Origin of the sequence: Nocardia sp. NPDC020380 (assembly GCF_044386975.1) — a bacterium.
Taxonomy (GTDB): Bacteria; Actinomycetota; Actinomycetes; order Mycobacteriales; family Mycobacteriaceae; genus Nocardia.
Genome location: NZ_JBIRVQ010000021.1, coordinates 1 through 12,266 on the forward strand (window position 1 = coordinate 1; position 12,266 = coordinate 12,266).

Here is a 12,266-nt window from a genome sequence, read left to right on the forward strand (position 1 = left end):
GAGTACGAGTCCCCGAGGACGACCAGTGTGTGACCAGGGCGCTGCGGGGTGTCATCGGCCGCCGCGACAGCGGCCGAACCCTCCAACCCGAGGGCAACCAGAACGGTGAACACAATCCGGGTCACCCTTACGCTCACGTGCACAGCGGTCCTTCTCTTTGCAGGGGGTCTGCAGGGAGGCTAACCGATCCCGTTCCGAACCGTTGGCATTTCACATCAACCGGGAGGCATCTCCACTCCCCCGATTTCGAGGTTCCAGACAGGGACGCAAGCGGACTAGCGGTAAGCTACTAACAGTAGGACATGTGCTGTGAGCTGCAGAAAGTTCGATGCGGATGGGGTTGAGGATATGACGCGACATCTGGAATCCGGTCGCAAGAAGCGGGATCGCGCGCGTACCGAGGCCGATCTGCTCGATGCCGCCGAGCGATTGTTCGATCGTGACGGGGTGCTGGCGGGGCTGAATCTGAACGAGGTAGCCGCCGAGGCAGGGGTGAACCGCGGGCAGATCTACCAGATGTACGGGAGCCGGAGGTCGCTGCTGCGAGCCGCGCTCGCGCGGGGAGCAGAGCGGTTTCGACGCGAACGCCCCGGACATTGGGAGGGCGACTTCGCCTCGCGCAGGAAGGTTATCTTCCGGCTGGCGCTCACCGAGCAGACCTATCTGCGGTTCGCGGCCCTGCTGGCACTCGATCACGACGAGGAGTTCCAGGTGTTCCCGGAGTTCGAGCAGACCCGGGCTGCCTTGGAACGCGACAAGGCGACCGGTGCGCTGCCGGCCGATGCCGACGGCGAGGCCCTGCACGCCCTGACCGCCGCCGCCTACGCCGGCTATTCCGTTCTGCGCGAAACGATGTCGCGTGACACCGGAATACCGTTGGCAGAGCTCGACCGGCGCGTCATCGCCGCCTACGACAAGGTCGTCGACGGAATGGTGCACGGCAACTGAATCCCCGGCCGACGGATCAGCACGGGATGGTGGGGTGCTGGTCGGGGTCGAGGGCGTTGGTCACGATGCCGATCAGGTGCGAGTCCTTCAGTTCCTCGATGTGGCCCGAGTTGTCTTGTGGGCAGCCGTCTTGCAGCCAGATGTTGCGTACGTTCGAGGCGTCGACGAAACCGATGGTGGGTGGGTCGGAGATCTTGTCGTCGCGGGAGGCGACCATGGTGTAGTTCACCGACGCCGCTACCGGGGTGGGGCCACTGTTGAGCTGTGCGATGTAGCTGGTCATGTCCGCGGATAGTCCACTGAGGCGGCCGGTTCCGGTTTGCGGGCCGCTGATGGCGACCACCTTGTCGACCGGATTGGCGGCCGCGGGGAATTGCATGCTCACCGCGCGCACGATCAGCCCGCCTTCGGAGTGGCCGACCAGGCTGATCGACTGGGCGGAGTTGACCGCCAGAATCCGATGTACTGCGTCGGTGAACTGGCCGACGATGGTTTGCGGGCCGAGGTCGGAGCTGTAGTCCAGGTTGTAGACACAGCGTCCGTCGGCTTGCAGTGCTGCGGCGATCGGTTCCATGTCGCTGGTCATCCCCTGAATGGGGCCGTGCCAGCCGTGCACGACCAGGACCGGGTCCTGCGTGCGAGTTCCGGAGGCGCAAGCGGTAATTCCGTCGGCAGGGTTTTTCGCAGTCGCTGGGCCAGCGTGCATCACCAGTACAGACGCGACAGCCGTCACGCCGGCCATCGCAACAATGGTTGTCCCGATTCTCATGTCGAATCCTTCGTGTCCGGCATCCGCAACCGAGCCGAGAACCTGATCGGATCCCTCGGCGAACTTACTATCGTTTTGATAGAACCTCATTTGCCGCTCCGGCGATAGGGCGCTTCCAGACCTTCAGAAATCCCTCAGCATCGACCGCCCGCACCGACCCGATGGCGGCGGTCGCTATTGCAGAAAATATGTAGACCGGTCTAGTGTTTCGGTATGCCAGCAGTACGCAAGGGTGAGGCGACCAGCGCTCGGATGGTCGACGCGATGCTCGAATTGGTGCAGTCGCACGGGTATGCCGGGACCGGGATCAATACGGTGCTCGCGCAGGCGGGGGCGCCGCGTGGGTCGATGTATTTCCACTTTCCGCAGGGGAAGGAGGAGCTCGGTGAGCAGGCGATCGGGAAGGCTGCCACGCAGTTTCAGGAGCTCATCGCCCAGGTGACGGCTGATGCGCCGACGCCCGGGCAACTTGTTGCGCGGGTCGTGGAGGCGCTGGCCGGGCTGCTCACCGGGAGTGATTACGAACTCGGGTGTCCGGTTTCGGTGGTCACCTTGGAGATGGGGGCGCACAGCGATCGGCTGCGGTCGGCTTGCGCCGCGGCGTACGAATCCTGGATCGCGCCTGTCGCGGATTACCTCGTGGCCCTTGGGCATTCGGCCGATCACGCACGCGACCTCGCGGAGACGACGGTGAGCACGCTCGAAGGAGCGATCATCCTCAGCCGCGCGGCGCGCGATACCCGTCCACTGGCCAGTGCCGGGCGCGTGCTCGGCCCCCTACTCGATCAACCTCCCGCGAGTTCGATCGCGACCTAAATGAATCACGTTGGAGAACAAATGAATTCAGTAGAAACCCGGAACGCGCTGGTCTTCGGCGCCACCGGATTCGTCGGCCGGCATCTGATCCTGGCCCTCGATGCGGCGGGGGTCCGGGTGCTGGCGGCGTGCCGCACGCAGCGGTCCTATCGGGGCCTTACCGATTGGCTCTCGGCGCACGGCTGCCGGACACTGCCGGAGCTGGTGCCGGTCGATTTCGATGCGCCTTCGCTCGGGCTGCACGCGGTGGACGATCTGGCCGGGGTCACGGAGATCTACAACTGTGCGGGCGCCTATCGATTCGGAATGTCCGAAGACGAGGCGCGGAAGGCCAACGTGGACAGTGTCCGAGAGGTCGTGGCACTGGCCGCCGAGATGAGCGGGCTGCGGCGGATGGTGCTGGTGTCGGGATATCGGACAGGAGGCCAGGATCCGGCCGAGGTGCCGTGGAGCGCCGAACGTATTCACCGCGCCCATCGCACACTGGGTTCCTACGAAGCCTCCAAAGCCGAGTCCGACGCGGTCTTTCAGGCCGAGGCCGACCGTTTGGGTGTCCCCTGGAGCATCGTCAACCCCTCCACCGTCAGCGGAGTCGGCGCAACCGGTGAATCCGATCAGTACCTGGGTTTGGCGGAGAGCTTCAGTCAATTGTGGAACGGCACGCTGGCTGCTCTTCCCGGCAACAACGAGACGTTCGTTCCTGTTGTCCCCGTGGACTATCTGGCGCGGTTCATGAGTCTGCTGCCGCTGGATCCGGACTCGGCGGGGCATGCCTATTGGATACTCGATGACGCGACGCCCGCGCTGCCGGAGCTCTTTCGTGCTGTGGCCCAGCATTATCGGGTCAAGGTTCCGGCGTTCGGGATCCCTGTCGGCCTGTTGAAAGTGCTGCCGCGTGCACTGACCAAGGCCGATCCGGAAACCATCAGGTTCATGTCGACCGATCGATACCCCACCGAACCAGCCCGAGAATTTGCCGATCGGCACGGGATGGCACTGCCGGAATCGGTGCCCGCGATTCAGCGGTGGGCCGATCACCTTGCGGCACAACGATTCGGCGAAGCCGCCACCACAAGCTTGAACCGGGGATTCGCCGAGTACGCCGGTGTGCGGACCTTCCGGGTGGGACCCGATCACGCAGAGACCATCGTGCTACCTGGTCTGCCGGTCAATGCCGACACCTGGGGCGGCATCGCGGAAACCCTGCAGCCGGCGATCGTGGCCGATCTGCCCGGTCTGGGAATGAGCAACGGAGACAGCCGAATGTGGCCGGACTGGCTCGAACAACTGCTGTCGAGCAGCGAAAGTCACCATCTGGTCGGGCACTCCATCGGCGCGGCCGCGGCCGTCGAGGCGGCCGACCGCAATCCCGACCGCGTGCGGCAGTTGACGCTGGTGGCGCCGTTCTTCCTGCAGCAGCCCGCGGGGGCGAGTGCCCGCCTCAGCTTCCTCACCGCGCACCTCCTCCGGCGTATGAGCGCGGAGGCATTGTCGCGGCAGCTCACCGGCAGTGAGAGCAGCGCACCATTGCTGCGGACCAGCGTCGCCGATCTCCGGCGGGCCGGAACTTCGGGCCGGGCAGCACGCCTGCTGCGTGCCTCGACCGAGCATCGGTGGCGTACGAGCCTGATTCAGCAGCTCACCGAATTCAGCGGATCCGTCCACCTCATCGTCGGCTCCCAGGACCCCCTCGCACCATTGGCGCCGGAACTGATCGATGCGCTGGGTGACCGTCTGCGGGTGACCACGATCGACGCTGCCGGACACCATCCGCAGCTCACCCACCCCGCCGACCTCACGCAGGCGATCCAGACCTCGCTCGATCCCGCCGCGCGTTACCTTCCGCAGCCGCCACTCGTCATATGAGTGACGGCCGGACGATCCGGCCGCCGATCCGACACCAGGGACTTGGAGAGACCGTGCTGAAGTCGATTCTGTTCACCACGATTTACGTCACCGACCAGGACCGTGCGCTGAGCTTCTACACCGAAAAGCTCGGGCTGGAACGACGACTGGACTACCCCGGGCCCGACGGCCGCTTCCTCACCGTCGGGGTCGCGGGCAGTCCCGGCGACATCATCCTGTGGTCGCATCCGGCCTCCGCCGGTCAGCCCGTCGCCGAACCCGCGGCGGTCGCCCCCGGCCCGCTCATCCTCGAATCCGAGGATCTGCGTCGTGACTTCGAGGTGCTGCGGGAACGGGGTGTGACGTTCGTTCAGGACAAGCCGGAGGACTACCCGTTCGGCGTCCGCATCGAAGCGGTCGATCCCGACGGGAACCGGATCTCGTTGCGCCAGCAGCGAAATCCCGGCCGCACCGACAACTGACAATCGCCTGGCGCCGAGAGAGGTGAGAAGCATCATGACCGAAGACAACCGGATCGATTCGGTAGCCGAAGTGTTCCAGGCGCACCGGGATCGGTTGCGGTCACTCGCCTTTCAGGTCCTCGGCTCGCAGGCCGACGCCGAGGACGTGGTGCAGGACGCCTGGCTCCGGCTCGCTCGCCAGGACACCGCGACCATCGACAATCTGGCGGGCTGGCTGACCACGGTGGTCGGCCGGCTCAGCGTCGATCTGTTGCGGGCGCGCCGTTCCCGCCCCGAGATGTACTACGGCGACACCCTGACCGAAATTCTGGTCACCGCCGACGACGCGCCCACCACGGAACAAACGGTGGCGCGCGCCGACGCGGTGGGCATCGCACTGCTCGTGGTGCTGGACTCGCTCACCCCGAATGAGCGGCTGGCCTTCGTCCTGCACGACGTCTTCGCCTTGCCCTTCGTCGAAATCGGTCAGATCCTCGGCAAATCCGCCGACGCCACCAAGATGATCGCCAGCCGCGCCCGCCGGAAGGTGCAAGCCGGCGAGCCGGCACCGACCGACGGGCGCGCACGGCGCGCAGTGGCCGAAGCATTCAGCGCCGCCGCACTCGGCGGTGACTTCGAGGCACTGTTACGGGTGCTCGACCCGGATGTGCGCCTCCAGGTCGAGACACCTTCCGGAGTCTTCGTCACCCTCGGCGCGACCGCGGTCGCTTCCGCAGCTCGTGCCTTCGCGGGCGAAGTCGCAGGGCACCAACCTGTTCTGGTCAACGGTCGCACCGGCTACATCTCGCGCCGCAGCGACGGCACGCCGCTGTCGGTCATCGCGTTCACGATCACGGACGACCGGATCACGGGCATCGACATCGTCGCGGACACGTTGCGGCTCATGGCGATTCATCTACCCGCTGTGGAGTGACGGACCACTCTTCGAGCTCGTCGCCTCAGGAACCGTCAGGCGGCTCGAGTGGTGGCAAAGGTTGTGGCGAGATGGCGTGCTTGTTCGTGGGCGGCGTCCATCGATGCCTTGTGCAGGGGAAGTAGTGAGGCGAGGGCCGGTGCGTGCGGGGCCATGGTCAGTTCGGGGATCACCGTGGTCACGGTCAAGCCCAGGAGCTGGCCCAGGACGGCTTCGAGGGTGGGTACCACGAAGTCCAAGCCGTGTTTGGGAGTGCCGGGGCCGTAGCCGCCGCCACGGGCCGAGATCAGCACCGCCGGGCGGCCTGCGGTCGGGGCCGGGCCGCTCAGGTTGAGGGTGCGGTCGACGATGATGATCTGGTCCAGCCACGCCTTGAACACCGACGGCATCGACAGGTTGTACATCGGCACGGTGAACAGGTATGCGCCCGCACCGAGGAACTCCTCGATCAGCTCGTCTTGGACAGCGGCGGCCTTCGCCTGCTCGGGGGTGTGGCGGGCCGGGTCGGTGTCGCGGGCGGTGACGCCCGCGGCGTTCAAGTGCGGCACGGGGTTCGCGGCGAGGTCGCGGTGGACGACCGGGCCCTGCCACTGATCGCGGAAGGACAGCGCGACCTGGCGGGAGACCGAGGCCGCACCGAGTGCGGAGGAATCGATGTGCAGCAGATACGACATGGCTGGTGTGCCTTTCATAGATGCGAGAGGAGGCGGTGAAGTGGGGCCGGGGCCCAGATCTCAATTTCACCGACTCGACCTCGATTCATACTTTTTGTTCGCAGCCACATGATGCGTCAGAATCGGAGGGCCTACAAAAGGCACAGCGGTGTGTGCGACGGAGAGGAATGGGCGCTATGCAGGACAACCCGGGTATCGAGATGGCGGCCGCGATCGGGCCGTGCGCGAACATCCCCGCCGACCGCATGACCTTCGTCCGGCAAGTCCTGGACCGGGTCGGCGACAAATGGAGCATGCTGGTCGTCGCCATCCTCGAGGACGGCCCCCTGCGCTACACCGACCTGCAGCGCCGCATCCCCGGCATCTCCCAGCGCATGCTCACCCACACCCTGCAGCAGCTGCAGCAGGACGGGCTGATCACGCGGACCGCCTACGCCGAGGTGCCGCCTCGGGTGGAGTACGCACTCACACCCCTCGGTCACGGCTTGCATGCGATCGTCATGCAGCTGATCGGTTGGGCCGCAGACCATCACGACGAGATCCGTGCCAATCGCGACCACGCCGATACCGTGTCGGCCCGGTCCTGAACGGCGAGCCTCGACCTCAGGCCGACGGTGCCTTGTCCTTCAGCTCGACCGAAACCGTCTGGCCCGCAACATCTAACGCGTAGGCGAGGCGGTGGGTCCGGGTTGGGCCGGGTCGCGGCCGGGGAGGGCGTTGGCGCCGTAGAAGGCGGGGAGCATGCCCTTGACCAGGACCAGCGCTGAGCCTTCGCCGGTGGGGACGGTGGCCAGGTTGGTGGCGACCACGATGGTGAGGCCCGAGTCCGGGTCGGAGCCCATGAAGGTCATGTAGCCCGGGATCTGGCCGTCGTGTCCGAGCAGATGGGTACCGAATCGCACGATGCCCAGCCCGTAGCCGGCCATCGCCGGGTCGGACGGGTCGATGGGCTGGATGCTGTTCATGCGGGTCTGCTGCATCTGTTTGTCGAGCAGGCCGCCGTGGACCAGGGCTTTCACATAGGTGGCCATATCGCCGACGGTCGAGATGGCCGCGCCGGCGGTGCCGGTCCATGACGGGCTGGACTGGGTCTGATTGCCGGGCTGCAAGGTGCCGGCCAATGCGGCGGCCAGCTGGTCCGGTGGCAGGGCGTAGGTGGAGATGGTGGAGACCATGGTGCCGTAGGCGTAGCCCTGCGGATGCGGGTCGGGGATCGAGGAGTCCGTGGCCGCCGGGAAGGAGGTGTTCTCCAGTCCGAGAGGATCGAAGATACGCTGCTGGAAGCTTTGGGCCACCGGCATTTTCGTGACCTTCTCGATGACCTGTCCGAGCAGGATGGTGTTGGTGTTGGAGTATTCGAACTTCTCCCCCGGCGCGAAATCGACCGGGTGCGCGAAGGCGATGTCCAGTAACTCCTGTGGGGTCCACACCTTTTGCGGGTCTTTGTCGACATCGGCGCTGAATTGTTCGTCGAAGGTGTAGTTGTAGAGGCCGCTGCGCATTTCGGCGAGCTGAGCCAGCGTGATGCGGTCCCCATTGGGTACGCCGGGCCAATACTTGGCGATCGGATCGTCGAGGCCGAGTTTGCCTTCCTGGGCCAGTTGCATCAGCACCGTGACGGTCATGGTCTTGGTATTGCTGCCGATGCGGAAGTGGTCGTCGACGGTCATGGGGACGTTCTTGCCGAGTGTCCCGGTGCCGAAGGTGGCGGTCCAGTTTCCGTCCTTGGGCGATTCGACCAGGACTACCGCGCCCGGAATGGCGTTGTCCTTCATCAATTTCTCGATGATGGGCCGCAGTGTCGCGGCATAGGCGGGTTCTTTCGATCCGCTGGTATCGGTCGTTGACCCGCACCCGGCTGCCACCGTCAACCCCACGGTCGCGACAACCACCCCTACACCCCGTCGGAATCCCATAACTCTCCGTCCGGGTCCGCTGGTTTGTGGTTACGAAGTGTTTGCCAGCCTAGTCTCATACCACTTGGTTTGTCTTTACCTGCAAGGTAATTGCCGCCTGACCGGTCGAGGCCGAGGATCAGCGGCATGGTTCGAATCGGCATCATGCTGCCCAGCCGCGAGACCGCCATGACCGGCGCACACGATGCCGCGGGACTGGTGAAATTCGCGGTCGCGGCCGAAGACGCGGGATTCGACTCGGTATGGATCGGAGACTCGCCTTTGGCGCGGACGCGCGTCGATCCGCTGCCACTGCTGGCCGCGGCCGCCGCGACCACCTCCCGGGTGCAGCTGGGTACAGCCGCGCTGACCGCCACCCTGCGCCACCCCCTGCTCGGCGCGCACACTGCCGCGACCGTGGATCAGCTCAGCGCCGGCAGGCTCGTACTCGGGGTGGGCGCCGGATTCCCGCTGCCGGAGAGCCGGGCGGAGTTCTCGGCGCTCGGGATCTCGTTCGACGAACGGGTGGGCAGATTGGACGAGACGGTCGCGATCTGGCGCGCAAGCTGGTCGGGCGCCGCGGGTTTCGACGGACGGTACTGGAGTCTCGACGACCTGTCGGCCGCCTTGCCTGCCGCGAGCCACGCGGGACCGCCGGTGTGGTTGGCCGGCAGCGACACTTCTCGCGTCGTGCGGCGCGTGGCCCGCCACTATGACGGCTGGCTGCCGTTCCTGCCCAGCGTGGACGCGTACGCCCGGGCATGGACGGCCATCGGCGATCTCACGGACCGCCCGATCACCGCCGCCATGTACGCGACGATCAACCTCGATCCCGATGCCGCGAAGGCGCGCGCCGAGCTCGACGGGTACGTCCAGCGCTACTATCGCCGCCCACTCGACCAAATGGCCACGGTCCAAGCCTATTTCGGCGGTTCCGCCGAGGAATGCACCGACTGGCTGCACCGCTACCTCGACGCGGGCGCCGAGCATCTGGTGCTACGCCTCGGCACACTCGATGCCCAGCGCCAACTCGACGCGCTGGCCGAGACGCCGCCCGCCTTGCGCGCCAGATAACCCCGCCTCTGCACGAAAGACCAACGGCCCGTGACTACCTCACGGATGTACGCGCGGGTAGGGAGCAGTCATCATGACTTCGTGGTCCGCCAAGGCCACCGTGGTCAGATCGACTTCGGGGATCAGCTGCACCAGGTTGTCCCGGCGCACCCACCCGTCGCCTTGGGCCAGGAAGAGCACGGCGTGCTCACCGTGCACACCGTCCTGCTCTTCGACGGTGATGTCGAGAACGAGCTCCGCTCCGGACTTCTCGACATTGCTCTGCATTACAGCGCGGCACGGGAAAGACCTGGACACCGCCGACACCGGAGACAGCTGTAAGCCCGATGAAATGGCGAGCTGCGATCGTCGTCGCCACAGCAATCGAGGGGACTGGAGATTCCGCATGAACACCATACGGTTCGGCCATCGCTGGGCGGCGACGACGGGTGGCGTCATCGCGCTGGTCGCCCTCACCGCGAGCGGGTGCGGTCACGACACCGCGGGGACACCGACGGGGGTGGCGAATCTTCCGGCGGCCACCGCGACTTCGGCGGTCGCCGCCGGTGGCGCACCGACGGGATCCACCGTCACGTGTCCGGGGACGAGCGCCCCCGATGCCGCGCATACGGCCTCCGATTCACCGACGCCAGAAGGCATTTCGCGCACTCTGAATCAGATCGGCTGGTGGGGCGGCATGTCGATCACCGTAAAGCGCGCCACGGTGCCCCATGCCGGCGCGCTCACCCTCGATGTCACCTACACCAATCTCAGCGACAGCGAGGCCGCATCACCGAGCGCGACGGCGACGATCAAGACGCCGAGCAAGAGCATCGAAACGACCAGCACCGTGCCCGAGATCCCCGCCGGCGGGAATGCCCCGGGAACCATCACGGCCGATCTCGCCGATAGCTCGTGCGATCTCTCGACCGTCCTGGATGGTGTGTCGCTGATCTACGGCGCGCCCGCCGACAACCAGACCACCATCCCGCTGAACCCCGCGACCAAAGTGGACAGCGTCGCCCCGCGGACCGTGCCGCTGACCACGCATATGGTCCAGGACCAGATCCAGATCGATCTGACCGGAGCCACGATCACCCCGAGCTACGTGGCCGGTGAACGCAACAAGACCACGGTCGCGGTGAAGATCAAGGTCACCTGCGGATCCAGCTGCGCCACCAGCGGTTACAACGTCGACCGGGAGGAATTCTCGCTACGGTCACCGGACGGCAGCACCGTGACCGCCAATACCCGCAGCCCCTATTGCTGCGATGCGCTCTATCCGGAAACCGTCAGCGACAGTGCGCACAACATCCTGGTCTTCGTCGTCGCCTCACCGGTCAGCGGCAAATACACCCTCTCTTACAACAACAAACAGCTCACCGACGCCGGCACCGTTCCCGCCGTCGCGGACCTGGCCCTGTAGCCGGCCTCAGGCCAGGCGTTTGGCGGCGGCGGTGGCCAGGCTGGTGAGGGTGTCGTCGGAGAGCGGGTGCTGGGAGTAGCCGGTCAGCCGAAACACCGAATTGCCTACCAGCACATCGATGATCGTGTTGTCGGTTTTCAGGACCGCGCCGTCGCCGATGGCGAGCTGTCTCTCATCGGCGGCGGGCGGGAGGTGCTGGTGGATGGCGTCGGCGAAGGCCTTCGAGGTGGCTGCCGAGAAGTAGGACAGGCTCAAGTCCGGGATGCCTTCCGGGAGATTCTCATCCGGGCGGGTCCAGTCGCATTTGTGCAGTCCCATGGCGTTCACTCCGGGCGCGGGTGTGGCGCCGCCGCCCAGGGCGGGCGTGAGTTCGGCGCTGGTGAGCAGCGAGCACGGGTCCTTGGTGAAACCGGCCGCGGCCATCGTGGGAACGGTCGCAGCGGTGGTGGTCGGTTGTTTACTGCTCTGCCCGCAGGCGGTGAGCGCGAAAAGCGCTCCCGTGGCAGCCACTATGGTCACGCAGGTTCTCCAGCTCGACATCGGTCGGTCCTTTCGCAGGGGAAGATCGGTGATGGCCCCGAATGCTCACATGCGGCGATTTCAAAGCCATTTCAGTGCACGCTGGTCAGGCGTAGAGGAGCTCGCGCACGCTGGGTTCGAGCAAACCCGGGTCGTGGGCGAGGATTCGGCGTTCCAGGCTGCGCAACGCCGGTCCGGGTTCGACCCCGATCTCACGGACCAGCAGCTGGCGTGCGCGCCGCAGCTCCGCCAGGGCTTCGGCCTGGCGTCCGCCGCGATAGAGCGCCAGTGCCAGGAGTTCCCAGCGGCGTTCCCGATACGGTCCGGCGGCGACCGCGGTGCGCGAGGCGGCGATCACGGTGGCGGTGTCGCCGTCGGCGAGGCGTGCGGCGAGGAGTTCTTCGCTTGCCGCTTCGAACAATTCGGCCAGGGCCTGGCGCGGGCCCATGAGCTCTACCGTGCCGGCCAGATCGGCCCAGGGCTCCCCGCGCCACAGGGCCAGCGCTGCTTCGAATGTCGTGACGGCGCCCGCCGCATCACCGGCGTGCAGCTGCGAGATTCCGCGGGTGACACGCTCGCCGAACAGGTCAGCGTCGGTCATGCCGGGCGGGAGTAGTAGGGCGTAGCCGGATTCACTGCGCGGCAGCAAGATTCGGCCGTCGGGGCCGAGGGCTTCGCGGAGCCGCCAGGCGATCACCCGCAGCGTTTCCACGACCCGCGCGGGCGGGCGTTCCCAAATATGTTCGGCCATCGTGTCATCGGAGACCGGTTGCCCGCCCCCGGCGATCAGGGCGGCGAGCATACGCCGTGACACCCGCCCGCCGATGCCGAGTGCGGCGCCATCACGTTCGACCTGCGTCGGCCCCAAGATCCGGAAGAACAGTGCGGGTGGGCGATCCGTCGTCATGTTCCGATCGTTGCCGCCA

The 12,266-nt window shown here is 66.2% G+C and carries 14 protein-coding genes; 8 read left to right on the forward strand and 6 right to left on the reverse strand.

Annotation, left to right across the window (positions count from 1 at the left end):
* The first annotated feature begins 348 nt into the window (after positions 1-348).
* Entirely contained in the window at positions 349-948 is a 600-nt protein-coding gene (locus tag ACH438_RS40840) for a TetR/AcrR family transcriptional regulator (protein ID WP_397015615.1), read from the forward strand.
* 16 nt (positions 949-964) lie between these two features.
* On the opposite strand, the gene ACH438_RS40845 is transcribed toward ACH438_RS40840, so the two are convergent.
* Positions 965-1,807 (reverse strand): esterase/lipase family protein, encoded by an 843-nt coding sequence (locus ACH438_RS40845; RefSeq protein WP_397015617.1) that lies wholly within the window; start codon positions 1,805-1,807, stop codon positions 965-967.
* Positions 1,808-1,930: 123 nt separating this feature from the next.
* Between ACH438_RS40845 and ACH438_RS40850 the strand changes: the two genes are divergently transcribed.
* From ACH438_RS40850 to ACH438_RS40865, 4 genes are read left to right on the forward strand one after another with little or no spacing between them, the layout of a single operon-like run.
* The gene (locus ACH438_RS40850) at positions 1,931-2,533 is read left to right on the forward strand and encodes a TetR/AcrR family transcriptional regulator (protein ID WP_397015619.1); all 603 of its coding nucleotides are present in this window, start codon (positions 1,931-1,933) and stop codon (positions 2,531-2,533) included.
* Between the two features lie 21 nt (positions 2,534-2,554).
* A complete protein-coding gene (locus tag ACH438_RS40855; protein ID WP_397015621.1) occupies positions 2,555-4,399 on the forward strand; it encodes an alpha/beta fold hydrolase in 1,845 nt (614 codons plus the stop codon).
* 53 nt (positions 4,400-4,452) lie between these two features.
* Positions 4,453-4,860 (forward strand): VOC family protein, encoded by a 408-nt coding sequence (locus tag ACH438_RS40860; RefSeq protein WP_397015623.1) that lies wholly within the window; start codon positions 4,453-4,455, stop codon positions 4,858-4,860.
* Between the two features lie 34 nt (positions 4,861-4,894).
* Positions 4,895-5,773 (forward strand): sigma-70 family RNA polymerase sigma factor, encoded by an 879-nt coding sequence (locus ACH438_RS40865; RefSeq protein WP_397015625.1) that lies wholly within the window; start codon positions 4,895-4,897, stop codon positions 5,771-5,773.
* A gap of 35 nt (positions 5,774-5,808) precedes the next feature.
* On the opposite strand, the gene ACH438_RS40870 is transcribed toward ACH438_RS40865, so the two are convergent.
* Positions 5,809-6,465, reverse strand: coding sequence for an FMN-dependent NADH-azoreductase (locus ACH438_RS40870; protein ID WP_397015627.1), 657 nt, complete (start codon positions 6,463-6,465; stop codon positions 5,809-5,811).
* Between the two features lie 182 nt (positions 6,466-6,647).
* Here ACH438_RS40870 and ACH438_RS40875 point away from each other — a divergent pair, with 182 nt between their 5' ends.
* Complete coding sequence (locus ACH438_RS40875; RefSeq protein WP_397015735.1) at positions 6,648-7,034, forward strand: winged helix-turn-helix transcriptional regulator; 387 nt, start codon at positions 6,648-6,650, stop codon at positions 7,032-7,034.
* A 72-nt stretch (positions 7,035-7,106) separates the two neighbouring features.
* Here ACH438_RS40875 and ACH438_RS40880 read toward each other — a convergent pair whose 3' ends face one another.
* Positions 7,107-8,339: a serine hydrolase domain-containing protein gene (locus tag ACH438_RS40880; protein ID WP_397015629.1), complete on the reverse strand. Its 1,233-nt coding sequence runs from the start codon at positions 8,337-8,339 to the stop codon at positions 7,107-7,109.
* A 150-nt stretch (positions 8,340-8,489) separates the two neighbouring features.
* On the opposite strand from ACH438_RS40880, the gene ACH438_RS40885 reads away from it, so the two are divergent.
* Positions 8,490-9,416 carry an LLM class flavin-dependent oxidoreductase gene (locus tag ACH438_RS40885; RefSeq protein ID WP_397015631.1) on the forward strand — a complete coding sequence of 309 codons (927 nt, stop codon included), beginning with the start codon at positions 8,490-8,492 and terminating at the stop codon, positions 9,414-9,416.
* Between the two features lie 39 nt (positions 9,417-9,455).
* Here the strand turns inward: ACH438_RS40885 and ACH438_RS40890 are convergent, their stop codons facing one another.
* The gene (locus ACH438_RS40890) at positions 9,456-9,683 is read right to left on the reverse strand and encodes a hypothetical protein (protein WP_397015633.1); all 228 of its coding nucleotides are present in this window, start codon (positions 9,681-9,683) and stop codon (positions 9,456-9,458) included.
* A 118-nt stretch (positions 9,684-9,801) separates the two neighbouring features.
* Here ACH438_RS40890 and ACH438_RS40895 point away from each other — a divergent pair, with 118 nt between their 5' ends.
* Complete coding sequence (locus ACH438_RS40895) at positions 9,802-10,821, forward strand: hypothetical protein (RefSeq protein WP_397015635.1); 1,020 nt, start codon at positions 9,802-9,804, stop codon at positions 10,819-10,821.
* Positions 10,822-10,827: 6 nt separating this feature from the next.
* Here the strand turns inward: ACH438_RS40895 and ACH438_RS40900 are convergent, their stop codons facing one another.
* Together ACH438_RS40900 and ACH438_RS40905 are read right to left on the reverse strand one after the other, a co-directional pair.
* A complete protein-coding gene (locus ACH438_RS40900; RefSeq protein ID WP_397015637.1) occupies positions 10,828-11,340 on the reverse strand; it encodes a hypothetical protein in 513 nt (170 codons plus the stop codon).
* A 106-nt stretch (positions 11,341-11,446) separates the two neighbouring features.
* Entirely contained in the window at positions 11,447-12,247 is an 801-nt protein-coding gene (locus ACH438_RS40905; protein ID WP_397015639.1) for a BTAD domain-containing putative transcriptional regulator, read from the reverse strand.
* Between the last annotated feature and the right edge of the window lie 19 nt (positions 12,248-12,266).

Excerpts from the sequence above, each read along its gene's own strand:
- ACH438_RS40905 (WP_397015639.1), bottom strand. The coding sequence starts at position 12,247 with ATGACGACGGATCGCCCACCCGCACTGTTCTTCCGGATCTTGGGGCCG.
- ACH438_RS40885 (WP_397015631.1), top strand. The coding sequence starts at position 8,490 with ATGGTTCGAATCGGCATCATGCTGCCCAGCCGCGAGACCGCCATGACC.
- ACH438_RS40890 (WP_397015633.1), bottom strand. The coding sequence starts at position 9,683 with ATGCAGAGCAATGTCGAGAAGTCCGGAGCGGAGCTCGTTCTCGACATC.
- ACH438_RS40875 (WP_397015735.1), top strand. The coding sequence starts at position 6,648 with ATGGCGGCCGCGATCGGGCCGTGCGCGAACATCCCCGCCGACCGCATG.
- ACH438_RS40895 (WP_397015635.1), top strand. The coding sequence starts at position 9,802 with ATGAACACCATACGGTTCGGCCATCGCTGGGCGGCGACGACGGGTGGC.
- ACH438_RS40840 (WP_397015615.1), top strand. The coding sequence starts at position 349 with ATGACGCGACATCTGGAATCCGGTCGCAAGAAGCGGGATCGCGCGCGT.
- ACH438_RS40855 (WP_397015621.1), top strand. The coding sequence starts at position 2,555 with ATGAATTCAGTAGAAACCCGGAACGCGCTGGTCTTCGGCGCCACCGGA.
- ACH438_RS40865 (WP_397015625.1), top strand. The coding sequence starts at position 4,895 with ATGACCGAAGACAACCGGATCGATTCGGTAGCCGAAGTGTTCCAGGCG.
- ACH438_RS40850 (WP_397015619.1), top strand. The coding sequence starts at position 1,931 with ATGCCAGCAGTACGCAAGGGTGAGGCGACCAGCGCTCGGATGGTCGAC.
- ACH438_RS40870 (WP_397015627.1), bottom strand. The coding sequence starts at position 6,465 with ATGAAAGGCACACCAGCCATGTCGTATCTGCTGCACATCGATTCCTCC.
- ACH438_RS40845 (WP_397015617.1), bottom strand. The coding sequence starts at position 1,807 with ATGAGGTTCTATCAAAACGATAGTAAGTTCGCCGAGGGATCCGATCAG.